Source organism: Acinetobacter sp. YH12098 (assembly GCF_013419235.1).
Lineage (GTDB): Bacteria > Pseudomonadota > Gammaproteobacteria > Pseudomonadales > Moraxellaceae > Acinetobacter > Acinetobacter amyesii.
Window position 1 is genome coordinate 1 of sequence record NZ_VPAO01000052.1, and the last position, 23,142, is coordinate 23,142.

Annotated in this window: 18 protein-coding genes, 4 tRNA genes and 1 pseudogene; 7 read left to right on the plus strand and 16 right to left on the minus strand. The window is 39.8% G+C overall.

Features of this window, described 5'->3' with window-relative positions; genetic code table 11:
• Window positions 1-115: 115 nt before the first annotated feature.
• From FTU38_RS14955 to FTU38_RS14975, 5 genes and pseudogenes are all read right to left on the minus strand, one after another.
• A pseudogene (locus FTU38_RS14955) lies at window positions 116-484 on the minus strand (DUF2726 domain-containing protein); the annotation flags it as partial.
• A 21-nt stretch (window positions 485-505) separates the two neighbouring features.
• Window positions 506-581, minus strand: a tRNA-Asn gene (locus FTU38_RS14960).
• Between the two features lie 258 nt (window positions 582-839).
• Window positions 840-915, minus strand: a tRNA-Asn gene (locus FTU38_RS14965).
• Between the two features lie 216 nt (window positions 916-1,131).
• Window positions 1,132-1,207: transfer RNA gene (locus tag FTU38_RS14970), tRNA-Asn, on the minus strand.
• Between the two features lie 5 nt (window positions 1,208-1,212).
• Window positions 1,213-1,288, minus strand: a tRNA-Asn gene (locus tag FTU38_RS14975).
• Window positions 1,289-1,792: 504 nt separating this feature from the next.
• Between FTU38_RS14975 and FTU38_RS14980 the strand changes: the two genes are divergently transcribed.
• Complete coding sequence (locus tag FTU38_RS14980; RefSeq protein ID WP_180004815.1) at window positions 1,793-3,136, plus strand: hypothetical protein; 1,344 nt, start codon at window positions 1,793-1,795, stop codon at window positions 3,134-3,136.
• A gap of 330 nt (window positions 3,137-3,466) precedes the next feature.
• Here FTU38_RS14980 and FTU38_RS14985 read toward each other — a convergent pair whose 3' ends face one another.
• Both FTU38_RS14985 and FTU38_RS14990 read right to left on the minus strand, forming a co-directional pair.
• Window positions 3,467-4,093 (minus strand): superoxide dismutase, encoded by a 627-nt coding sequence (locus tag FTU38_RS14985; RefSeq protein ID WP_078192384.1) that lies wholly within the window; start codon window positions 4,091-4,093, stop codon window positions 3,467-3,469.
• Window positions 4,094-4,249: 156 nt separating this feature from the next.
• Window positions 4,250-5,008 carry a Nif3-like dinuclear metal center hexameric protein gene (locus tag FTU38_RS14990; RefSeq protein ID WP_180004814.1) on the minus strand — a complete coding sequence of 253 codons (759 nt, stop codon included), beginning with the start codon at window positions 5,006-5,008 and terminating at the stop codon, window positions 4,250-4,252.
• Between the two features lie 169 nt (window positions 5,009-5,177).
• On the opposite strand from FTU38_RS14990, the gene FTU38_RS14995 reads away from it, so the two are divergent.
• The gene (locus FTU38_RS14995) at window positions 5,178-6,356 is read left to right on the plus strand and encodes a S1C family serine protease (protein ID WP_078191894.1); all 1,179 of its coding nucleotides are present in this window, start codon (window positions 5,178-5,180) and stop codon (window positions 6,354-6,356) included.
• Between the two features lie 186 nt (window positions 6,357-6,542).
• Window positions 6,543-6,800, plus strand: a complete 258-nt coding sequence (locus tag FTU38_RS15000; protein WP_180004813.1) for a hypothetical protein — start codon at window positions 6,543-6,545, stop codon at window positions 6,798-6,800.
• Window positions 6,801-6,904: 104 nt separating this feature from the next.
• Here FTU38_RS15000 and FTU38_RS15005 read toward each other — a convergent pair whose 3' ends face one another.
• The 3 genes from FTU38_RS15005 to lipA form a co-directional block, all read right to left on the minus strand.
• Window positions 6,905-7,291, minus strand: coding sequence for a carboxymuconolactone decarboxylase family protein (locus FTU38_RS15005; protein WP_180111703.1), 387 nt, complete (start codon window positions 7,289-7,291; stop codon window positions 6,905-6,907).
• Window positions 7,292-7,450: 159 nt separating this feature from the next.
• Window positions 7,451-9,964: an acyl-CoA dehydrogenase gene (locus tag FTU38_RS15010; protein ID WP_180111705.1), complete on the minus strand. Its 2,514-nt coding sequence runs from the start codon at window positions 9,962-9,964 to the stop codon at window positions 7,451-7,453.
• A gap of 412 nt (window positions 9,965-10,376) precedes the next feature.
• Window positions 10,377-11,390, minus strand: coding sequence for a lipoyl synthase (gene lipA, locus FTU38_RS15015; RefSeq protein ID WP_180004941.1), 1,014 nt, complete (start codon window positions 11,388-11,390; stop codon window positions 10,377-10,379).
• Window positions 11,391-11,596: 206 nt separating this feature from the next.
• Between lipA and sthA the strand changes: the two genes are divergently transcribed.
• Together sthA and FTU38_RS15025 are read left to right on the plus strand one after the other, a co-directional pair.
• Window positions 11,597-13,012, plus strand: coding sequence for a Si-specific NAD(P)(+) transhydrogenase (sthA, locus tag FTU38_RS15020; RefSeq protein WP_078190237.1), 1,416 nt, complete (start codon window positions 11,597-11,599; stop codon window positions 13,010-13,012).
• Window positions 13,013-13,155: 143 nt separating this feature from the next.
• Entirely contained in the window at window positions 13,156-14,268 is a 1,113-nt protein-coding gene (locus FTU38_RS15025) for an AAA family ATPase (RefSeq protein WP_180004940.1), read from the plus strand.
• 35 nt (window positions 14,269-14,303) lie between these two features.
• Here the strand turns inward: FTU38_RS15025 and chrA are convergent, their stop codons facing one another.
• On the minus strand, window positions 14,304-15,542 hold the full coding sequence (chrA, locus tag FTU38_RS15030) for a chromate efflux transporter (RefSeq protein WP_180004939.1): 1,239 nt from the start codon (window positions 15,540-15,542) through the stop codon (window positions 14,304-14,306).
• A gap of 336 nt (window positions 15,543-15,878) precedes the next feature.
• Here chrA and FTU38_RS15035 point away from each other — a divergent pair, with 336 nt between their 5' ends.
• A complete protein-coding gene (locus FTU38_RS15035; RefSeq protein WP_257223091.1) occupies window positions 15,879-16,862 on the plus strand; it encodes an alpha/beta hydrolase in 984 nt (327 codons plus the stop codon).
• A gap of 94 nt (window positions 16,863-16,956) precedes the next feature.
• Here FTU38_RS15035 and FTU38_RS15040 read toward each other — a convergent pair whose 3' ends face one another.
• Window positions 16,957-17,808, minus strand: a complete 852-nt coding sequence (locus tag FTU38_RS15040; protein ID WP_180004937.1) for a pirin family protein — start codon at window positions 17,806-17,808, stop codon at window positions 16,957-16,959.
• Window positions 17,809-17,910: 102 nt separating this feature from the next.
• Between FTU38_RS15040 and FTU38_RS15045 the strand changes: the two genes are divergently transcribed.
• Window positions 17,911-18,822, plus strand: coding sequence for a LysR substrate-binding domain-containing protein (locus FTU38_RS15045; protein WP_180004936.1), 912 nt, complete (start codon window positions 17,911-17,913; stop codon window positions 18,820-18,822).
• A 107-nt stretch (window positions 18,823-18,929) separates the two neighbouring features.
• On the opposite strand, the gene FTU38_RS15050 is transcribed toward FTU38_RS15045, so the two are convergent.
• The 4 genes from FTU38_RS15050 to FTU38_RS15060 all read right to left on the minus strand — a co-directional run bounded on the left by FTU38_RS15050 (window position 18,930) and on the right by FTU38_RS15060 (window position 22,749).
• Complete coding sequence (locus tag FTU38_RS15050; RefSeq protein ID WP_180004935.1) at window positions 18,930-19,886, minus strand: TauD/TfdA family dioxygenase; 957 nt, start codon at window positions 19,884-19,886, stop codon at window positions 18,930-18,932.
• 221 nt (window positions 19,887-20,107) lie between these two features.
• Window positions 20,108-20,242, minus strand: coding sequence for a hypothetical protein (locus FTU38_RS16910; RefSeq protein ID WP_257220694.1), 135 nt, complete (start codon window positions 20,240-20,242; stop codon window positions 20,108-20,110).
• Entirely contained in the window at window positions 20,235-21,446 is a 1,212-nt protein-coding gene (locus FTU38_RS15055; RefSeq protein WP_180111706.1) for an MFS transporter, read from the minus strand. The genes FTU38_RS16910 and FTU38_RS15055 overlap by 8 nt, the downstream gene beginning before the upstream one ends.
• A 244-nt stretch (window positions 21,447-21,690) precedes the next feature.
• The gene (locus FTU38_RS15060) at window positions 21,691-22,749 is read right to left on the minus strand and encodes an OmpW family protein (RefSeq protein WP_180111707.1); all 1,059 of its coding nucleotides are present in this window, start codon (window positions 22,747-22,749) and stop codon (window positions 21,691-21,693) included.
• Window positions 22,750-23,142 lie beyond the last annotated feature (393 nt).

The window sequence follows — 23,142 nt, forward strand, 5'->3', positions numbered from 1 at the left end:
GTATTTGGATTGTCACTGCTTGCTCCAAAGTTAACATGTTGAGCAGTCCAAAATGACCGCTATATTAACCAAGGGGGTCAGTTTTTAAATGCCATTAGGGGGTCATTTTTACACTGCCGCTAACACTGGGGTCATCCAGTTCGATTATCACTAATACATTATAAGTTTGGTCAAGTATGACAAAATCAGTGACTTTTCGATTAAATCTATTTCTGATTTTGTAATTTTGATTGGTGATCAGTGCGCTAAAAGCCACTTGGGCTAAAATGTGGTAGTTCGGAAATGCTTCATTTAAACGATGAAACATCTTACTTTCAAAGGCAGTGATTACACGACGTGGGAAAAACTTTTGTTTGCTTCTAAACAGTCTCGGAAAGACTAAGCAGACAAGGGCAAAAGTTGCCAAGCAACCAATAATAAAAAATATGAACTGACTGAGATCTGGCACGGAATAAACAACATATATGAAAAAAGCCCACGTCATGATGCGTGGGCTTTTAGAATTTGGCTCTCCAACCTGGGCTCGAACCAGGGACCTGCGGATTAACAGTCCGTCGCTCTACCGACTGAGCTATTGGAGAATCTGCACGCATTCTATGGGGCAAATGCGGTGAGGTCAAGTCAGAATTGCAAAAAATAAGGAAATTTAGGCTGAATGTATTAAATATAAACACCTTTAATATAAAGCGTTTTTAAAACTTAAGCTTTGACTATTCTTTCTAATGTGGAAGGAGAGGTCGGTGAATAGCTTAGGTCATAGAGCAAGTGATTCTTATCTTAAAAATAAAAGCCTAGAGCATAAAAAAAGCCCACGACATAATGTGTGGGCTTTTAGAATCTGGCTCTCCAACCTGGGCTCGAACCAGGGACCTGCGGATTAACAGTCCGTCGCTCTACCGACTGAGCTATTGGAGAATCTGAAACGGATTCTAAAGATGTATGGCAGGGTGGTCAAGCCTGATTTAAATAAAATACAGAAAAATCAAATTAAGTGTTTTAAAAATAGCCGAATCAGGCAAGTGGGTACTTATACACATACTTTGGGGAATGTAAAAACAATAAAGTAGGTGTACTCATATTAATGAATAGGCAATAAAAAACCCACTTCGTAATGAGTGGGTTTTTAGAATCTGGCTCTTCCACCTGGGCTCGAACCAGGGACCTGCGGATTAACAGTCCGTCGCTCTACCGACTGAGCTATGGAAGAATAGATGGCTCTCCAACCTGGGCTCGAACCAGGGACCTGCGGATTAACAGTCCGTCGCTCTACCGACTGAGCTATTGGAGAATCTGATGCGCATTTTAGGGATGAATTTTAAAGTGGTCAAGTAAAAATAAAAGATAAAGCGCTTAAATGTTTTTTTATTATCCAAAGATGAGTTTGTTGCTTATTTATTGATTCTTTTAAGCTTTTATTGAGTTAAAAGTCATCAGAATACTTTGGTGATTATAGTTTGAAGAGTAATGGATGAAATGGTGAGTAAGGTTGCGTTAGATCGCTATTCTTGTTTTAGACATGCTGAGAGAAGTACGCACTGTCATTTTGTATGATCGCTATTTTGTTACATTGGGCAATAATTAGACGGCCAATTACAGTTTTTAAAATAAATAGAAGATTTTTTAATAATTTTTAGATAAAAAAATCGTCTAAGTACACAAGTGGCTTAGCTTCCTGTATAAGAACTAGGCAAAGTTTCATTGTTTTATGAAATGGTATTGAATATTTACAAAAGTAGTCTAAATTCAGTATTTTTATAAAATTTAAAAATTTATTTTTTAAACAAGGATTTATATGCTTCACCTTAGAAGAAAATTATTCCCTTTAACTCTTTTATCTATTTTATTAGTCGCATGTGGTGGAGGGGGAGGAGAAAGTAGTCCAACGTCATCAGAAACATCTGTACCGAAGCCTATTGAAGAAACTACTGTACTAAGTCCAGATTTGACGCATGGCTATTTTGAAATTGAAAATTCTGGCATTGCTAATCACTCAACCATCAAGTTTTCACCATTTCACACAGATAGTGTGATTGAAGCATCTGCTACAAACAATAATATGTGGGATTTAGAAATTCTTACACCAAGCAATGATTTGTCTGCCCATATTAATAATTTGGCGGGTCTTTATTTTTATCCTAATGACGATAAAGTTGGAGTTTTTAGCTATTCAGAGAATGATAACGGGTATCTGAGAGTTCAATGTCAAAATTCATGCAGCGATACATTTTCTTATAAAATTGAAAAGCAGAGTAATGGTAAAACTTACTTTATTATAGACGCAAATGGTTCTATAGCAGGACGTTTAAATAATATTGGCTTTGCATCTACAGCTAAAATTAAGGGCTCTGTTAAGTTTGAAGTAAATTCTGATTGGCCAGTGTGGAACACCAAACGATTTAATGAATATCATGCGGAATCAGACTTAGTTGTTAATGGTAAACCTGCAACAATAGAAAAATTTTTGGATTGGAAAACTAGTTCTGTTTTAAGTTTTACGACCGATAAAGAATACTATTTTAATTTTAATAATCCTGTGGATCTTGATCACGATAGATTTATCTTAACAGAGGGGAATTATTTCAGTAATGAGCAACCTAAAGATGTGCACATATATAAGGGATACTTCAATCGAGATTTTATATTAAATACAGATTATGAAAATGGTATAACGACCTTTAAATTCATCAATAACTTATTTACTAACCCTATTGAATATATTGCTTCTCCAGACTTAAAAGTATCTGGAGGTTTTGTGAAAAAAGTTCCTTATGGTCAAGTCATTGCAGGAGATGAAGTTTTTAAAATTGATGCAACAGTTGCAGCAGCGGTATATGCAGAAAATGAAAGTAAATATTTTCGCTTTATGAGTCGAGATAATCAATCTGATCTCGAGTTCACAGTGAAATACGATACTATAACTAAAAATGTAAATGTAGCGTATCAAAGACCACAGAAGGGTCAATTAAATGTGAATATTTATCTGAAATGGAACTGTAAATTGACGGATAATCATTGTACTGGTGTAACTGTCAATGATTCAGAGGGAACAATTGAATTTAAAAATGTGCAGTTAGATGATGGTCGTCTAATAAATGGCAAGTTTGGTCATTTAGGCGTAAATGATCTCGTAAGGTGATAATTGCGTAGTTATACTCCAAAAAATATAACTATGTTGGTTCTCCTACAATTAACTTAATACATGGTATTCGAAAACATCTTAATTTTAATAAATTTCAGAGTCTTGTGTGGGTTGTTGAAAGGCTATACCTATGGATTTTGAATTTTTAAAATGTTTATCATGCAACATGGGAAAAATAGTCCATGTTGCATAGCTTATTTTAGTTTCACTGAAACTAAAACAAAAAAGAGAAGTTCTAATACCTTTTATAACTTTACAAATTGTAGAGCCCATAAAAAAATCACCCTAAAAGGGTGATTTTTTTGACTTTAAAATAAGGTTTCAAACTTATTTTTCAACGCCAGCAGCTTGACCTGCATATTTAGCGTTTGCGTAGTCCCAGTTCACTAGGCTTTCTAGGAAAGTAGAGATGTATTTAGGACGAGCGTTACGGAAATCGATGTAGTAAGCGTGTTCCCAAACGTCGATAGTCAACACAGCAACTTTACCGTGAGCAAGTGGAGTGTCAGCATTTGAAGTTTTAAGGATAGAAAGGTTGCCGTTTACTTCGTCAGCAACTAACCAAGCCCAACCTGAACCGAACTGAGTTGCAGCAGCATTTGCAAATTCTTCAGCGAATTTTTCGTAAGAACCGAAAGCTTCATCGATTTTAGCTGCTAAAGCGCCAGTAGCTTTACCGCCACCGTTTTTAGCCATACAGTTCCAGTAGAATGTGTGGTTCCATACTTGAGCTGCATTGTTGAAGATACCAGCTTTAGAAGCATCGCCTTTAACAGCAGTGATGATTTCTTCTAAAGTTTTGCCAGCAAGGTCAGTACCTTCAATTGCTTTGTTTAGGTTAACCACATAAGTATTGTGGTGTTTGTCGTGATGGTATTCTAAAGTTTCTTTGCTGATGTGCGGAGCAAGATCTTCGTAACCGTAAGGTAACGCTGGTAAAGTAATCGTTGTCATGTTTTCAATTCCTTGCATTTTGCTGGGTTTTGACATTAAGTGCCGTTATTGTAATAGATTCTTGCAGTAAAATGCGCATTGCTTATAAATAACAATACAGAATAAAGCCTGAAAATATACGTATAAGGACTGAGCCAAAGACCAGAACGATTTAAATTAAATCGGGTTGTTTAATTCGAAATAACTATACTCAATATTGAACTGTTCTGAAATAGCTTTTGCGAGTCGTTGTACACCATATCTTTCAGTTGCATGATGTCCGCAGGCATAATAATGCACATTTAATTCTTCAGCTTCGTAAAAAGTACGTTCACTCACTTCACCTGAAATGTATGCATCACAATCTAATGCAGCGGCTTTGCCAATAAAGTCTTGTGCGCCACCCGTACACAAACCAATTTTTTGAATCGATGGTTTATCTGCCGGCAGGTGAATGACATCAAATCCTAATTTTTCAGAAACGAAGTCTTTAAACGCCGCTGGAGTCATTGCTTGTTTTAAATAACCAACATTACCAATAGGATTGCGCTCAGTAGGATCTAAGGCTTCAATATTCTCTAATTCGAGCAAATTTGCTATCGCTGCATTATTACCTAAAGTAGGGTGACTATCTAAAGGTAAGTGATAGCCAACTAATGAAATATCTTTTTTGATCAGGCTTTTGATTCGTTTGCCACGCATACCTGTGATTGGGTAAGCTTCACCTTTCCAAAAATAACCATGGTGTACCAATAGCAAATCAGCTTTTGCTGCTATCGCGGCTTCAATCGCTGTTTGTGACGCGGTAACTGCACATAAAATTTTATGCACTTCTGCTGAGCCTTCGATTTGCAAGCCGTTGGGAGCATAGTCCTTAAATTCATGTGCTTTGAGTGTGCTGTCACACCATTGAATAATTTCACTTAACTGAGCCATATACTGTCCAAAATCTCAAAAAGATGCATCAAAATTTACGATTGTTTAAATTGTAACTAAAGAATCACAAATCTCTGTGTTTATTTATAAATTTGTTGAAAAGATTACATTACAATACGATATAAATTATTTAGCCATCAATGAATTATAAAATTTAGAGGATATAGACGTGCGTCGGACCTTTACATGGTTACCTTGGGTATTATTAATACTTGTGATCATCGGTTTCTTTACATGGCAACAGGTTCAAAAACCTAAAGCACCCATTGCCCCAGATGGGGTTAAAATGCCTGCAGAAAAGGTTGAGCCCCTCATTGATACGTCGCGTACAGGCGGTGTAGTTTCGTATAGTGCTGCGGTAAAAGTTGCTGCTCCAGCGGTTGTCAATATTTTCACTACGCAAAAAGTGAAACAATTGGATCATCCTTTATTAAATGATCCGGTTTACCGTGAGTTTTTTGGTAATCAACTTCCAGATCAAACCAATCAAAACGAAAATAGTTTAGGTTCAGGTGTGATTGTTCGTCCAGATGGCTATATTTTGACGAATAACCACGTGATCGCACAGGCCGATCAGATCGTTGTGGCTTTACATGATGGTCGTCGTGCTGAAGCGAAAGTTGTGGGTACAGACCCAGATACAGACCTAGCTGTGATTAAGATTGAAATGAGTCAATTACCGGTTTTGCCATTTAAGCTAAGTGGCAATGAAGTCGGTGATGTCGTCCTAGCGATTGGTAACCCTTTTGGCGTGGGTCAGACGGTTACGCAAGGGATTATCTCAGCTACAGGTCGTTCAGATTTGGGAATCAACACTTACGAAGACTTTATTCAAACAGATGCGGCGATCAACCCCGGCAACTCTGGTGGTGCTTTAATTGATGTTGCAGGGAACTTAATTGGTGTAAATACCGCGATCTTCTCGCAGTCAGGTGGCTCTTTGGGGATTGGTTTTGCCATTCCTGCAAAAGTGTGCCAACAAGTGCTGAACGCTATTTTAAAAGATGGGCGAGTGGTACGTGGTTGGTTAGGTATTAGTTTACTTCCAATTAAACAAGAAAATATTTTAGATCCACGGGTGAATGGCGTGATTGTCGCAGATGTCATTCGCAATGGACCTGCAGCACAAGCAGGTTTAAAACGTGGTGATAAAATCATGAAAGTGAATAATGAGCTGATTACCTCGACCTCACATTTAATCAATTACGTTGCACAACAAGCGCCATTGAGCACTATGCAAATTGACATTGAGCGAGACGGAAAGGCGATGACATTACCTGTACAAGTGGGAGAGCGTAAACCGCAAACTCAAAACAGTGACTCGCAATATATTCCATTACCCCGCTAGCATAGAAAATCCCTCTTCATGAGGGATTTCTTTTGAGTACCTTTTTTTGTATATCGCTTTGAAGAGCATCGTTTGCGCCAAACAATGCGCTTTGTAATTGAAATATCAATTACAAAAATGCATTGAACACTTTGCTGAATTTGGCTTAATTTATAAGCAATAATAATCAGATAAGCGTATAAGAATATGAGCTTTTTACCCGCAGAATATGCCAAAGTTTTATCCAGTCAAGCCAATTTAGATATCGCCTTATATAAGACACGTTTGGCTTTGCTGATTGAGGAAAATGCCAAACAGGGGAATACCGCCGTATTTACGGTTTTACCCAAGCATTTAGCTTTAGAAGAGATTCGAAGTTTATCTGCTGAGCTTACAGAATTGGGATATCAAGTTCGATTTGAAGTGAATGAATTCTTCTATAATTTTAATGTCTACTGGATTTGATTCGGGATTCACTGCATTTAAGGTCGTAAGTTAAAAACAAGATGAAACCCTTTAGAAAACCACAATAATCGTAGTTTTCTAAAGCCGTTTTATAACGCAGTAACTTATTCAGATTTTTGATAGTCATTAATGACTTCAAGTGCCGCACGAAAGGCTTCTTGAGTCGCCGGTGCGCCACAATATGGCAAACTATGAAGTAACACTTCCTGAATTTCTTCTACAGTCGCCCCATTATTTAAAGCACCTCGGACATGACCCTTGAGTTCTGTTGGACTTTTTTGTGCAGTTAAAAATGCAATGGTAATCAGTGAGCGATATTTACGGGGTAAAACGCCTTCACGCTGCCAAGTTGAACCCCATGCATGCTCATTAATCCAATCTTGCAAAGGTTGAGTAAATGGCACGGTATTGTCTTGAGCACGTTTAACGAAACTTTCACCCATAACTTCAGTACGAACTTTTAAGCCATTTTCATAATCTGGTTGTGACATGTAGCAAACCCTCTGTGATGTAATTTTGCAGTACAGCCTATACCTTTGACTCTGCGATACCATTGGCTGATGGTCGTATAAAAAAGCCATCCCATTGTTTAAGAATGGAATGGCTTTTATTTTGAGAAAAATAAAGCTTAAAAGCGATGCAGAAGCTGATTAATAACGCAGGAAGGCTTCTGGTTCATCATCGGTGTGTTGTTGCTTTTTCACTTCTGGTGTAACGGTTAAATGTGGATTGGATAACTCAAGTTCGTGGATGAGCTGCATGTCAAATACATCTGTGAGCATGCTGTCATAACGTTGAATGTTGTAAGTGCTGAGCTGTTCAGCTTCAGAGGCTGTAATGAATTTTTGTGCAATTGCATCGACTATATGTGCTTCAAAAGTTAAACCTTTAAATTGGCCTTTAGATTCAGCTTTTTTAAATTGGTTCCACAGCGGTTCAATTTTCAACAATTGTAAAAAGGCATTTTCCATACGACCAGAAACTTCATCTGCTGCAGTGCTGTAATACACGTGCTTTTTCAGTTCTTGGCGGAAAGTATTGTCTAGCATCATTTGAGTGGCAACTTCACGTTTTAAACGGTCTGTAGGTTTGGCAACAACTCGTCCAAACGGAAAGCAGATGATTTTTACTACGCTTGCTGCTAGTCGCATTGGGAAGTTATCAAATAAGCCCTGGAAAGCTTCTTCAACATTGTACAAAGCTTTATCTAATGCAAGTTGCGCATGTAATTGTTCAGCTTCGCTTCTTTGACCTTGTTCATAATATTTAAGAATAGCCGTTGCTATAAATAAATAAGAGTGAATGTCTGCAAGTCGGCCAGAGAGCATTTCTTTACGTTTAATATCGCCGGCTAAAAGGCCAAGACACATATCTGCAGTCAGCGCGAAATCGGCACTGAATCGATTAATTTTTTTATAGTAGGGGCGACTAAATTCATCCGCTGAAGCAGGTGAGTCTGATGGGCCACCAGTGAACGCATAAGCAAAGGCACGTGCAGTTCGGTTAAAGGTATAGCCTAAGTGCTTAAAGAGCATTTCATTGAATGTATTGAGTGCAGCGTTTTTATCTTCGGCTTGAAGTAATTGTAGCTCTTCAAATAAATATGGATGACAACGCATGGAGCCTTGTCCAAAAATCATCAGAGAGCGACTTAAAATATTGGCGCCTTCGACGGTAATTGATACGGGAATGGCCTGATAATTCAAAGCTAAAAAATTACGAGGTCCCATTTGCACGGCACGTCCACCGACGATGTCCATGCCATGATTCACCACTTTCCGCATGGTTTCAGTGGCATAGGATTTGGCCATTGCAGTCATTACAGCAGGTTTGCCGCCTTGGTTTAAACCACATGTCACCAAATAGCGGAATGCTTCAAGCATATAAGCATCTGATGCGATATCACTCGATGCTTCTTGCACACCTTCAAAATTACCTACAGAAATTTTAAATTGCTGACGAACTTTGGCAAATGCACCAACATTTAAATATGCCATTTCTCCGGCTGCCGTTGACAACGCAGGGAGTGAAATACCACGACCGACCGCTAAGCATTCCATTAGCATACGCCAGCCTTTGCCGGCATTTTCAATCCCACCAATGATCCAGTCTAAGGGTATAAACACATCTTTGCCTTCAACTGTCCCATTCATAAACGGTGAGCCTGGATTATGACGTGGTCCTGTAATGACACCGTCATGACTCGCTGGTAGCAGCGCACAAGTGATGCCATATTCCGTTTTATTTGTATCTCCCAATAAGCCATCTGGGTCGTATAGCTTAAATGCCAGACCAATGACGGTGGCAATCGGTGCAAGGGTAATCCAGCGTTTAGAGAAATTCATGTTTAAGCCGAGCACTTGTTGTCCCTCAAAGGTGCCATAACAGACAACACCTGTATCTGGAATAGCGCCTGCATCTGAGCCTGCTTCAGGGCTTGTGAGTCCAAAACATGGAATTTCTTCACCTTTTGCAAGGCCAGGGAGGTATCGGTCTTTTTGTGCTTCGGTACCATAGTGTAGAAGTAATTCGCCCGGTCCAAGAGAGTTGGGCACCATACAACTGACTGCGGCAGTCAGTGAGCGAGATGCAATCTTGCTCATGACACGGCTTTGTGCAAATGAGCTAAATTCACGGCCCCCGTAAGATTTTGGAATCACCAGTCCTAAGAAACCATTATCTTTAATAAATTGCCAAGCCTCTGGTGGGAGGTCTTTATGTTTATGGTGAATATCCCATTCGTTGAGCATGGCACAAAGTTGTTCGACTTCATTATCAATGAAGGATTGTTCTTCAGCGCTGAGCTGAGGGTAGGGATAAGCCTCAAATTTTTTCCAATCAGGCGCGCCCATAAATAGCTCTTTTTCCCACCAACTTGTTCCTGCATCTAACGCTTCACGTTCCGTAATACTCATACTCGGCATCGCATTTGCTAAGGTTTTATAGGCAGGTTTGGTGAGCAGATTGAGCCGCAGTGGGTTAATCAACATAACTAAACTTAAAGCAATAAGAGGGATGCCAAGTATTAATGACCATGGGCTTAAAAAGGCGAGTGCAATTGAAACAAATATCAGTGTTATTGCGCCTACAGCTCGTGAAAGTTCAAAGAAAAAAACGGCCCAAAGAGCAAAAATAAAGAGTACTGCACTGAGTATAAATAGCATTTGTTATGGCTCCAGTGACAAGGGCCAGAGCGTTATGCGTTTAAAACAGCCTACATGCGTTTAAAAATGATCTCATCTTTTGTCTTTCTGATTTTAAAGTGCATGAGACTGTCAAAATGGCATCACTCGGCTGGTGAGTGTGATTGGACAATTGCGCGAATATAATGAAAGCGCAAATAAAGTGTTATCAATAGATTGATTAATAAATAATCACAATACAATCCCTATCGGGCAAAAAAATGTCACATTACGTAAACTTGGATGATTCGATATATTGGATAACGTTTAAGGAACGCACTATTTTCGAAAGATCTTATATTGGGAAACGAATTGGGCTGAGTGTGTGAAAGCCACAAAAAAAGCCCTCAATCAATGAGGGCTTTAATTTGCGATGTTTTAAATCTTTGCGTGATTAAGCTTCAATCGTTTGAACTGCAATTTTCTTTGCAGGATCAGTTTTACGACGTACCGCAGGTACTGGCTCACCATAGTATTGACGGTCAGCAAAGTAGCTTGAACGAACCATTGGTGCAGCCCAAATGTTTTTGAAACCAAGCTTTTGACCATGTGCTGTGTAACGATCAAACTCTTCAGGTGTAACGAAACGATCGATCGGTGCATGTTCTTTAGAGGGCTGTAAGTACTGACCAATGGTGACATAGTCAACATCGTGTGCTTTTAAGTCGTCTAATAACGCGATCACTTCTTCTTCAGTTTCACCAATACCGACCATCAAACCACATTTTGTTGGAACATCTGGGCAGTATTCTTTAAACATTTTTAATAAGTTTAAAGAGTGTTGGTAGTCAGAACCCGGACGCATTGCTTTATACAAACGTGGCACGGTTTCAATGTTGTGGTTAAAGACATCAGGTGGACACTCCGTCATAATACGAAGGGCAACATCCATACGACCACGGAAGTCAGGAACTAGAATTTCCAAAAGTGTTTTTGGACTCAAGTCACGAGCTTCTTTAATACAGTCAACAAAGTGCTGTGCGCCGCCATCAACTAGGTCATCACGGTCGACCGACGTAATTACGGCATATTTCAAACCAAGATTGGCAATGGTTTCTGCCATGTGACGTGGTTCATCTGGGTCAAGAGCATTGGGACGACCATGCGCAACGTCGCAGAATGGGCAACGACGAGTACAGATATCGCCCATAATCATAAAGGTTGCAGTACCGCCACCGAAACATTCAGGTAAGTTCGGGCAAGCCGCTTCTTCACACACGGTATGTAATTTTTGTGCGCGTAAAGTTGTTTTAATACGTTGAACTTCATCAGGGGCAGCCATTTTGACCCGAATCCAGTCAGGCTTACGAGGCGTTTCAACCGTTGGCACGACCTTCACAGGTATGCGAGCGACTTTTTCTGCGCCACGAAGTTTTACACCCTGTACAGGTTTACGGTTCTCAGACATATTCAACTTTTCCACTGTTTTTGACAAGGAGATATTCAAAAAATTAGCTCGATCATTATAGCGGACTTGAGCTTAAATAGGGGGAAAACGATATTCATATAATAAATGTGGTTATCACATAATATATGTGAGCTAAATATCCAAAAAAGTTAGGATATACGTCATAATACAGCCTAGATTAAAGAATATTTGTAAAGGAGCGTTGAATGCCACGTAAGAAAGAGGTCGTTAGTGGAACTTTCGTGAAATACGATGCGGTAGTTCTGGGTTCTGGCCCTGCGGGTGAAGGCGCTGCAATGAAACTTGCTAAATCAGGTAAGCGAGTTGCTATTGTAGATATGCGTGAACAGCTTGGTGGTAACTGTACCCATGTAGGAACAATTCCAAGTAAAGCATTACGTCAGACCGTTTCAAGCATTTTACGTTACCAACGTGACCCTATGTTCCAAAAAGTCGGTGAATGGAAACAGTTCACGATGAAACAGGTGTTACGTAATGCGCATAAAGTGATTCAACAACAAGTTGAAACGCATTCACGTTTTTATGACCGTAATAAAATTGATATTTTCCACGGCCGTGCGTATATCCAAGATCAAAACACTGTTTTGATTTTTAGCAATGAAGGTATGACGGAAACTTTAGTATTCCAGCAATTAGTGATTGCAACAGGTTCACGTCCTTACCGTCCAGCTGCTTTAGACTTTAATCATCCTCGCGTATTTGATTCAGACAAAATTTTGGATCTGGATTATTCAATCCAAAAAATCATCATTTATGGTGCTGGTGTGATTGGTTGTGAATATGCGTCTATCTTTATTGGTTTAGACCATAAAGTAGACTTGATCAATACACAGCACAAATTACTCAGCTATTTAGACGATGAAATCTCAGATGCATTGTCATATCGTTTACGTGAGCAGGGTGTACTGATTCGCCACAACGAGCAGATTGATCATCTTGAAACACATGATGATCACGTGGTTCTTCACTTGCAAAGTGGTAAGAAAATTAAAGCCGATGCGATTTTGTGGTGTAACGGCCGTTCTGGTAACACAGATGGTTTAGGCCTAGAAAATGTAGGCATCAAACCAAACAGCCGTGGTCAATTAACCGTGAATGATCAATATCAAACTGAAGTAGAGAATATCTTTGCTGCGGGCGATGTAATCGGTTGGCCTTCACTTGCATCTGCTGCATATGACCAAGGTCGTTGTGCTGGTTCTAACATGAGCGGTGAAGAAGGAATTGCACCTGTAACGGATATTCCTACAGGTATTTATACAATTCCTGAAATTTCTTCGATTGGTAAAACTGAACAACAGTTAACGGAAGAAAAAATTCCGTATGAAGTGGGTCAGGCATCTTTCCGTCATTTGGCACGTGCGCAAATTACAGGTGACACCGTGGGCGAGCTTAAAATCTTGTTCCATCGTGATACTTTAGAAATTTTAGGTGTTCATTGCTTCGGTAATAATGCTGCGGAAATTATTCACATTGGTCAGGCCGTGATGAACAGCCCGAACAATACGATTAAATATTTCGTAGAAACCACATTTAACTATCCGACTATGGCGGAAGCGTACCGTGTTGCAACATTGAATGGTATGAACCGTTTATTCTAAGGTTAAATTGAACTTAGAATGTACAATGAAAGACCCGTAAGTTTCGGCTTGCGGGTTTTTTTATAGTTAGGATAAAGTGTATGCAAAATATACATTCAATCCACTTATAATCATCAGCATTTCCAACTCATTTTAGGTAGCTTATGACGATCCGTTCAGTGACCATTCAAGGTTTTCGATCTATTCATCATATGAATCTGACCTTATCGCGTCTGAATATTGTCAGTGGTCCGAATGGTTGTGGTAAATCCAATCTATATAAAGCTGTACGTCTCCTGCATGAAGCTGCAAATGGCCAATTATCCCAAGCTATTGCAAATGAGGGCGGGATTCAAAAAATCATGTGGGCAGGTGGTCACCGTGCGGGTGATCGATCGAAAGACCCTAAGCGCATGAAGCTTGCAGTGGAGATGGAGCATTATGAATATCAACTTGAAATAGGTTTTCCTGAACCGCTCATCACCTTGTTTGCACTCGATCCTTTGGTCAAAGTAGAAGGGATTTGGTTAAGCGGCTATCAACGTCGAAAAATGAGTGAGTTGTTGGAAAGAACCAACCAAGCGGCATTTCTTAAAAATGTTGATGAAGAACGGATTGCTTATCCGATGGCATTAACACCAGAAGAGTCGGTGTTTGGACAATTGTCCGATCCACACTTATATCCCGAAGTTTCACAAGTGCGTGAGACCATGAAAAACTGGCGTTTTTATCATGAGTTTTCTGTCAGTGGAAATTCACCGATCCGTGTCCCACAGGTGGGTATTCGTTCGCCGGTTTTAGCGCATGATGGTACAAATTTAGCTGCGGCTTTTGAAACCTTGCGTGAGCGTGGTAACAGTGAAACCTTGTTTGAAGTACTAGAAAAAGCCTTTCCGCAGACCCAATTTTATGTGCAGGAAATGGGTGGGCGCTTTCAAATGATGATGCAAAAGCAAGGGATCTTAAGACCTTTGGAAAGTGCCGAATTTTCAGATGGGACTTTACGGTTTTTGTGTTTAGCTGTGGCTTTATTGAGTCCAAGACCCCCAAATTTTATGGCACTGAATGAGCCAGAAAATAGCTTACATCCCGATTTATTACCTGCCTTGGCGATGCTGATTGCCGAAGCAAGTCGCTATACGCAGCTTTGGTTGACCACACATTCCAATGAACTGGTTGAAATGATCAAACAGTATAGTGATGTGCAGCATTATCAACTGGATCAGGTCGAGGGGAAAACTGTGGTCAAGGGCGCAAGCTTAATCGATGAGGATTAATTTACTCCTTGAGTTCTAGTTTTTTTTGCTTAAGTTTAAAAAGGCAGAAAAGTTAAAAAAGCGTAATAGCCGATAAAACTGCTTATTAAGCTGAACCAAACTGGCAGTTTGCTGCGAAGTAAAGCAATAACGACGGCAACAAATATAAAGTCTGTCCATTGAATGATGTATTTTTGGCTCATTTGAAATAGTAGACACAGTAATAAACCAACGACAGCCGCATTGATTATTTTTAAGGTGCCAAAAAGCATCGGGTATTTCATCAATTTATTCCAATAGGGCAATAAGCCAAACAATAATAAAAATGATGGTAAAAATATCGCTAACGTCGCGAGTGCGGCATTCAAGATTGGCACATCGGTCATGGGTAAAAGTGTGCCGAGATAGGCGGCGAAACTAAACAAAGGTCCCGGCATGAGTTGTGCAAGGGCATAGCCTAAGTCAAAATTTTCATTACTGATCAGTCCTGTAGAGACAAAGTCCTGATGTAAAAATGGCAAAATAATATGTCCACCACCAAAGACGAGGGATGCTGTGCGGTAGAAGCTTTCTAAGCTGAAAGCCAATATATTGCTATGTTGTATATCGAAGAATGGCAGAACGAAAAAAGGGCTGATAAAGGCGAGAAGCCATAGCCAAGAGGTGCAAGTATTTTCATGTGCATTCCGGCTAAAATTGTCATGTTTGGGTGGAAATGTTTCGGCGATATTTGGCTTTTGGCTGTGTAATTGATTTGACGATAAAACTAAACCGATAATTGCAGCGCATAAAATCACCAAAACTTGATTTAAAGAAAATTGAAAGAAATAAATAAAAAATGCAGCTAAAAGCATGACTAGATACTGAAATTTTGTTTTACAGAAGCTTCGCATCATTTGCCAAAATGCCCATGCAACAACGGCTAGTACAATTAACTGAATAACATGAAAGAATAAAGTTGAGAGTTGATTACTGAGTTTTATACTTAAAGTGGCCGCGGCACACATCAGCAGGGCTGAAGGTAAAGTAAATCCTAACCATGCAAAACAAGCACCTTGATAGCGGTTGAGTTGAAATCCAATTGCCATGCCGAGCTGGCTACTTGTTGGGCCTGGAAGGACTTGAGCCAAGGCAAGCAAATGCGCATATTCATGCTCTGTTATCCATTTTTCTTGTTTCACAAAATATTGAAAAAACAACACCAAATGTGCCGCAGGTCCACCAAATGCAATACACCCTAATCTTAAAAAGGTCAGAAAGATGACAAGGTTTCGTTGTGGTTTGGACTGGCTCATGCGTTACCAATATTTAAAATCAAAAGTAAGGTTATGAATTTCTAAAGGATAAAATTATTAAAGTTAAAAGATCTTAAATGCTGATTATTGCAGGAGTATGTAAATCCTGCTTCAAAATTATTCTGAAGCGCTTAGCAGGGAAAAAGATAATTGGACGAAGTGACATAGTGCTGTCCCACATGCACATGGCATCAGTTTTCGCCGCTGATTAGCATCAGCACATACACATAAAAAATTTGTCTAAAAATGACTACTCCAAAATCAGACACATTAGCAGAAATTTTGAGCGCTTTATTAAAGTGGTTGATGAGTGGCATTGCATCGTTACTTTCAATCATGCCATTTTCAGATGATCAGCTACCTGCTACACAAGCATTAGCAAGTTATACAGATCAAAACAGTTGGCAGGACATTCAGCACTATCTCCCCAAAGAATACTATTTAGATGAAACGCAGCGCCCTAAAGAAGAGTGGTGGAATTGGCAGGGGCATACTGTTCACTTAGATACTTATCGAAATCCACAAGCAAAAGTGAGGGTCATTCTGTTTCATGGTGTGGGAACAAATGGTCGACAAATGTCGATGATTTTGGGTCAGCCTTTGGCACAGAGTGGCTATGAAACTATCGCTATTGATATGCCCGGTTATGGCCTCACCCAAGTCAAAAAAGGCTCTAAAACTCGTTATGATGATTGGGTTCAAGCAAGCAATGACCTCATTGAAGCTGAGCTACAAAAAGATCATCGTCCTATCGTTTTGTATGGGCTCAGTGCTGGTGGTATGTTGACCTATCACGTGGCGGCAAAAAATAAACAGGTGAAAGGTATCGTCGGTATGACCTTTCTAGATACTTCAAATAAAACCGTGCGTGATCAAGTCTCTTTGAATAAATTTATGAGCCGCGTGGGCAGTCCAATGGCTCATGTGACGGCACATACACCATTATCAGCATTGCCAATGCCGATGCGTTGGGTAAGTAAAATGCATCGTTTGGTGAATAATGACGCAGCATTGCAGGTCTTTTTAAAAGATAAAACGTCAGCTGGGAATAGTGTATCGGTTAAATTTCTAGATTCGTATTTATATTATAAAAATGACACGCCACCGGAGCAGTTTGATGTCTGCCCAATTCTACTAACGCAGCCTGAACAAGACCGTTGGACGCCTTTGGCTTTAAGTCAGCCATTTTTAGCACGGATTCACCAAGTTCCAGTCGATGTCGTGCTGTTGAAAAACGCAGGACATTATCCTTTGGAACAGCCGGGACTCGATCAAATGGTCAATACAATCGATGAGTTTTATCAAAAAGTCACGCAATAATCTGTTGAAAGCGTGATGCGTAATTCATACCAAAATAGATATAAAAAAACCGCCAGAAGGCGGTTTTTTTATTGGGACTTTATCGTGGAAATATTTAAGCAAAATGACCATGTTGAAAATCATAAAATGCCTGACGTATTTCATCTTCAGTATTCATGACGAATGGTCCATGTGCCGCAATAGGTTCATTTAAAGCTTCGCCACTTAAAATAAGCAGTTTGGTTGCTTCAAAAGATTTAAGTTTCAAGGACGATACTTGGTCACTGACATATAAAGTCTGTTTCGCATCAAAGCGTTGACCTTCGATTTCGATCGCGCCACTTAATACAAAAATCATGTTATTCCACTGTGGGTTGAATGAAAATTCCTGTTCAACATTTGCATTCAAGCGCACATCCAAGACATTCATTGGGCTAAAGGTTTCAGCTGTACCCATTGTGTCTTCAAATTGGCCAGCAATGACGCGTACCACGCCTGCATTTTGTGCAAGTTTAACTTCAGCAATATTGGCTGTAGTCAGTTCTTGGTAGCGAGGTTCAGTAATTTTGGCATGACTAGGTAAATTGACCCAAAGTTGTACCATGTCTAAATTTCCGCCAGTTTTTGCAAAATCTTTAGAATGGTGTTCTTCATGCATAATGCCTCGACCCGCGGTCATCCATTGCACTTCGTCTTTGGCAATACTGCCGTGATTTCCTTTAGAGTCAAAATGCTCCAATTCACCTTCATAAAGAATGGTCACTGTTTCAAAGCCACGGTGTGGATGTGACCCAACACCACGTTGATGATGACTTGGAGAGAAATGATATTGGCCGGTATAGCCCATAACGAGGAATGGACTGGTTTGATTGCCCATTTCTTGCATAGGGAGCATAGAGTTTGTTGGGAAGCCATCGCCCACCCAAGTGCTACGATCACTATGATAAACACGTTTGATTGAATTCATAATTCAGCCCTCAATATATTGCTTCTGAGATCTATTATTGAGGTATAGTGAGGGAATGACAGGGCGAAAAACTCAACAGATTATTCTAAAAATGAAACAATCATGCAAAATTTAAATGACTATTACTACTTCGTGCAATTGGTGAAATACCAAGGTTATACCAAAGCCAGTGAAGCATTGGGTATTACAAAATCTAAACTATCACGCCGTATTACAGAATTAGAGACCCGTTTGGGTGTACGTCTGATTCAGCGGAATACGCGAAAATTTACTGTGACTGAAATAGGACAACAGTTCTATTTACATTGCTTAAAAATTTTAGAGGAAGTCAGCGAAACGGAAAATTTTGTGCTCAGTACGTTGAACGATCAACTCTGTGGCCAGATTAAAATTTCTTGTCCTGTGGCTTTGGTGGAAATGCCTGTTGCAAAAATGGTCACCGATTTTATGCAGCAATATCCAGACATCAGTGTGCATCTGATGGCGACCAATCATCGGGTTGATGTCATTGAGGAAGGCGTAGATTTAGCCATTCGTGTGCGCAATATGCCTTTAATGGATAGTGATTTGATCGTTCGAGATTTAGATGCTTGTGATCATGTTTTAGTGGCATCGCCACAACTTTTCTTCGAGCGTGAAATGCCACAGCAATTGGCTGAGATTCAAAATTTTCCGTGTATTGGTTTTGATCGGCCTAAACATTTTTGGGATTTTCGACATCGTGAAAAAAGTGAAACCCAACAAATTGAATTTCATCCACGCTTAAGAACTGACAGTTTTGGTGCGATGATTTCTGCTGCTATTTCTGGCGTGGGAATCGCTTCTTTGCCCAAAGTGTTTGTACGTGATGCTTTAAAAAGTGGTGAGTTAATTGAGCTATTTCCTGAATGGCAATTGCCGCAAGGGGTCATCCATGTTGCATACGCGACACGACAAGGTATGCTGCCGGGTGTACGTGCGATGTTAGATCATTTGATTTCAGGTTTTAAGGCCTTAGATATAGATCATCCGTAATTTGAGCAGTGTTCTTATTGTTTTCATATTCTAATTATTTTGGGTTATTGCTCAAACACGGATTTTACAGGGTTATTTATTTTTTATTGTTGGCATGAAGTTCAACATTAGTATGGTCGTCCTCCTGCTAAGCTAATTCGCTTTAATAAGCGGCGTTGGTCTGAAGGGAAAGGGCGGCGTGAGTGTAATGTCGCTTGGTTATCCCAAAATACAATGTCACCTTCTTCCCATTGATGTTCATATCGAAACTCAGGTTTCAATAAATGTTCACGTAAAGATGCAATCAATTCACTGCCTGACTGATCATCGTAGTGAACCAATTCCACTTCAGATCGTTCATTTAACCACAGCCCTTTACGGCCACTTTCTGGATGGGTACGTACAAGCGGATGTGGATAAGCATGTCCAACAATCGGGTGGTCTTTGAAACGATATAGCGGTGTAGCGCCATATCCCGTTGTGCCTTTATTATTTTTGGCACGGACAAATGGGTTATAGGTAATGAGTTGAAGTTGGTCTAAATGTTTTTGTGTCGCTTCATCTAAAGCTTCATAGGCTTTAATAGTGTTATACCATGAGGTTTGTCCACCGTCTTGTGGCAGTTCAATGGCATAGAGTAATGAACCAAATGATGGCAGTGGAGTCCACTGATGGTCTGCATGCGCAGCCAATTCACCATGTCCAGTATAGTCAACTTTGCCGACTGCATTTGACACAGGTACGACGTCTGGTGGTGTACCGGTATCATCTTGTGACGCCAGCACAGGAATATCTGCATCGGGACGGAAGATTGAACCGAAGTAACTTGCAAACGCGAGATACTGTAAATCATCTAGACTTTGATGTTTGAAAATTAAAATCAAGTGTTCTGCCAACGCTTGTTTTAAACGGTAGATGGTTTCCCCAGACTGTGCTTTACGCGCATCTAAACCATAAACCACAGCCCCCAAAGCTTGGTCATGTTGCGCTTCAATACGAATTTCATTGCCATCTTGAAATTGTTCTGCTTGATGCCAACGTGGAGCATCATGGATGGCTTGTGAAAGTTGAGTTAATGCGGTCATTTCATAAGTTCTCAAATTGTTCTTTATTGAGACTTAATCTATGGAAGAAAGCGCAGGATGGAAAATTAAAAAATAAGCTAAGTTTATGAAAAAACGTATGATTAATACTAATATGCTGAAAATGCAGCTTTTATTGAATCGTGTAGAAAATAGCTAAAAAACTGCTGTTGTAGTGTTGATAAAACAGCAGTTTGAATTGGAATTATTGCTTCAATACGTCTTTAATGTGCACAAAACGCTTGGTTAAAGTATTCGAATAATTCAGGCGTTTGGCTCCATAAGCCGATGGACAATGCCAACAAGGCCAGAATACTGATGCCAATACTGAGCCGGAACCACAGTGTTGAATTAGTCATGAATGACACTTTCCTCATTAACCATGAAATGTACCAATACTCCAAAAATACTCAGGACAATCGAAAAAATCCAAATGGCATTATAGTTACCGGTTATATCGTGGTTCACACCACCCAACCAACCACCAAAAAATGAACCGACTTGATGAGTAAAGAATACGATACCACTTAGCATACTGAGATATTTAACGCCAAACATATTGGCTACAATACCGTTGGTGAGCGGTACGGTAGAAAGCCATAGTAGACCCATAATGACGCCAAATGCATAGATTGTCCATGTGCTTAAAGGCAGCAAAAGAAAGGCAATAATGGCAATGCCACGTAAACCATACAGTCCCATTAACAGCTTTGGTTTGGAATATTTGCCACCGAGCCAACCTGCTGTGTAGGTGCCGACAATATTAAACAGTCCAACGAGCGCTAGGAAAATAGTGCCTGTAGTGGCATTAAAGCCATGATCGATTAAATATCCCGGAAGATGGATGCCAATAAACACCACTTGGAAGCCACAGACAAAGAAACCGAGTGCTAGAAACCAAAAGGGTTTATGCTCCCAAGCCAATTGCAAAATTTGTTTAAAAGTCAGAGAGGCTTCATGCGTATTGGTTGCATTTGGTGCAACATACATTGGTGCTTTTAGCATCCAAGCTAAAGGAATAATAAGTGCAATTAAAATGGCGCTGACCACCAAAGCTGAAGACCAACCAAATTTTTGCAGTAACAGTAACGTAGAGGGCAGCATAATGAACTGACCAAAAGAACCTGCAGCACTGGCAATACCCATGGCTAAACTACGTTTTTCTGGATGCGCTGCACGTCCTACGGCCGAGAGTAATACTGGAAATGAAGTGGCCGAGAGAGCCAAACCTAGGATTAAACCTGCGCTTAAATTAAGCAGTAAACCGGTGGAGCTGACGGCCATGAGTAATAGTCCGAGGGCATATAATGCACCACCGACGGCGACCACGATCTTACTGCCATATTTATCTGCAAAAGCCCCAGTAATTGGCTGCACAGCACCCCAAATTAAGTTTTGCATGGCAATGGCAAGGCTAAATACGTTATGTCCCCAACCAAATTCATCACTCATCGGCACGAGATAGAGGCCAAATGCATGACGAACCCCTAAAGACAATGCCAAAATAATAGCACTGCCAATGAGCATGTAAATCAGGGGCTTTGAGAAACGAGTATCAGACATACAGCAGTCTACATTTTTTAAATTTAACCCAATGGTATTCGAATAAACGCAGAGTTGCGATTAAATTTAATTCACCAAACAATAAATTTTTTTTATAGGTAACTATGGATGAATAAAGGAAATTGCCTCAGCATAAATTCAAAAGTGTTTAAAAGAGGTTGAAGAGATAATTCAAAATAAAAGACCATATATAGCCTAATAAAAAAGACGGCTGTAGCCGTCTTTTTTATATTCAGGTTATTAATTAGAAACGCATACCGATACCTGCATACGCAAGAATTGGATTTACTTCAATATCGGCTTTAGATTTGATCAGTTCACCATGTGTCGCATCTGTAACGGTAATGGTGGTTTCATTCTGTAGGTGTGCATAGCTGACAGAACCTACAGCAAACCATTTGTCATTGAAGTCATAGGTGAAGCCCACCGTTGCAATCGGAGCAAATACATCAGTTGCCTCTAAATCAACTTTTGGATTTGCCTTACTTGGTTTTCCTTCTAAAGAAGCGCCTGCATTACCTTCTTTAATGTTGGCAATCATGTGACCTGCGGCAATTAAATCTTTCTCAATTTGTGGATTCATTTCCAACTCATTGAAGTAAGCATACATCACGCCTAGACCCACATAGGGACGGAATTTATTGACGCCAGTTTTACCGAAGTGATATTGGATTTCAGCAGCCGGAGTCCATGCACGTGCAGAAGCTGCTGCACCATGTGCGCCTAAGTCGGTAATGAAAATATCATTTTCAAGTTCAAGATTTCCCAGTGCACCGCCGAGTGGTTTTGCAATGGCAGAAAATGGTGCATAAATTTTCCCTGAGCCTTGTAAATCAACTTTTGGCGGAATACCCGCTTTCATTTCTAGTGATACATTGTCAGTGAAGAAATAGTTGGTCATGATCCCAAGCGTGGTGACGTCGTCTGCTTCAAGACCTGTCCCTGGATTGTCCCATTGTTCAAGTCCTGAAATAGTGGCTTTACCACTCATTTCAGCAGGAACAGTGTCCAAAGTATTTAGCGCAACTTCTAGTAGGGGCGGAACTTTGTACCCTTCTCGAATATTGTCTTTTACTGTTTGTGATTTAACTTCGCCAACATCTGCCTCATAGCCTTCATTGATGGCAGTATTTACACGGAATGGCTGTGCTTTACCTTGTGGCATAACATGTAGAGCACCAACAGAGACAGAAAAACGTTTGAAGCCATCGCCATCTTTTAAACTAAAATATGGTGAGTCTGCATGACTGAGCATAGGTAGGGCAGCCATAGAAGCAGCAATGCACAATACACTTTTTTTCATTTTAAAGGACTCCATGTCCGTAAATTGATAATAATTTTTCTAAGTGCCCATTATTCAAAATTAGTGCGTAAAAAATGTTATAGAAAACAAGAATAAACGTAATAATCCTGTAACATTCTTGATGATTTGTATTATTTGAAGGCTTTAATTAGGTATTTGTGTAAAAAAATCTAACTTTTTTGAAATTTAGAAATGGTTCTATCTATTTGTAAATACTCAATATTTATTGACATAAATGACAGTGCTTTGGTTGATTTGGGTCAATAAATTAGGGTCTGTTGACATTTGTTGATTAAAAAAATAGCGAGATAGTAAAATTAAATCGCCAAACCCAATTTTACACTCGCTATGCCTCGAACAATGCTAAATGATCAACACTGGTCCAAGTTACTT

Coding starts and splice junctions, on each gene's coding strand:
- FTU38_RS14980 (WP_180004815.1), top strand. CDS start 1,793: ATGCTTCACCTTAGAAGAAAATTATTCCCTTTAACTCTTTTATCTATT.
- FTU38_RS14985 (WP_078192384.1), bottom strand. CDS start 4,093: ATGACAACGATTACTTTACCAGCGTTACCTTACGGTTACGAAGATCTT.
- FTU38_RS14990 (WP_180004814.1), bottom strand. CDS start 5,008: ATGGCTCAGTTAAGTGAAATTATTCAATGGTGTGACAGCACACTCAAA.
- FTU38_RS15000 (WP_180004813.1), top strand. CDS start 6,543: ATGAGCTTTTTACCCGCAGAATATGCCAAAGTTTTATCCAGTCAAGCC.
- FTU38_RS15005 (WP_180111703.1), bottom strand. CDS start 7,291: ATGTCACAACCAGATTATGAAAATGGCTTAAAAGTTCGTACTGAAGTT.
- FTU38_RS15010 (WP_180111705.1), bottom strand. CDS start 9,964: ATGCTATTTATACTCAGTGCAGTACTCTTTATTTTTGCTCTTTGGGCC.
- lipA (WP_180004941.1), bottom strand. CDS start 11,390: ATGTCTGAGAACCGTAAACCTGTACAGGGTGTAAAACTTCGTGGCGCA.
- sthA (WP_078190237.1), top strand. CDS start 11,597: ATGCCACGTAAGAAAGAGGTCGTTAGTGGAACTTTCGTGAAATACGAT.
- FTU38_RS15025 (WP_180004940.1), top strand. CDS start 13,156: ATGACGATCCGTTCAGTGACCATTCAAGGTTTTCGATCTATTCATCAT.
- chrA (WP_180004939.1), bottom strand. CDS start 15,542: ATGAGCCAGTCCAAACCACAACGAAACCTTGTCATCTTTCTGACCTTT.
- FTU38_RS15035 (WP_257223091.1), top strand. CDS start 15,879: ATGCCATTTTCAGATGATCAGCTACCTGCTACACAAGCATTAGCAAGT.
- FTU38_RS15040 (WP_180004937.1), bottom strand. CDS start 17,808: ATGAATTCAATCAAACGTGTTTATCATAGTGATCGTAGCACTTGGGTG.
- FTU38_RS15045 (WP_180004936.1), top strand. CDS start 17,911: ATGCAAAATTTAAATGACTATTACTACTTCGTGCAATTGGTGAAATAC.
- FTU38_RS15050 (WP_180004935.1), bottom strand. CDS start 19,886: ATGACCGCATTAACTCAACTTTCACAAGCCATCCATGATGCTCCACGT.
- FTU38_RS16910 (WP_257220694.1), bottom strand. CDS start 20,242: ATGACTAATTCAACACTGTGGTTCCGGCTCAGTATTGGCATCAGTATT.
- FTU38_RS15055 (WP_180111706.1), bottom strand. CDS start 21,446: ATGTCTGATACTCGTTTCTCAAAGCCCCTGATTTACATGCTCATTGGC.
- FTU38_RS15060 (WP_180111707.1), bottom strand. CDS start 22,749: ATGAAAAAAAGTGTATTGTGCATTGCTGCTTCTATGGCTGCCCTACCT.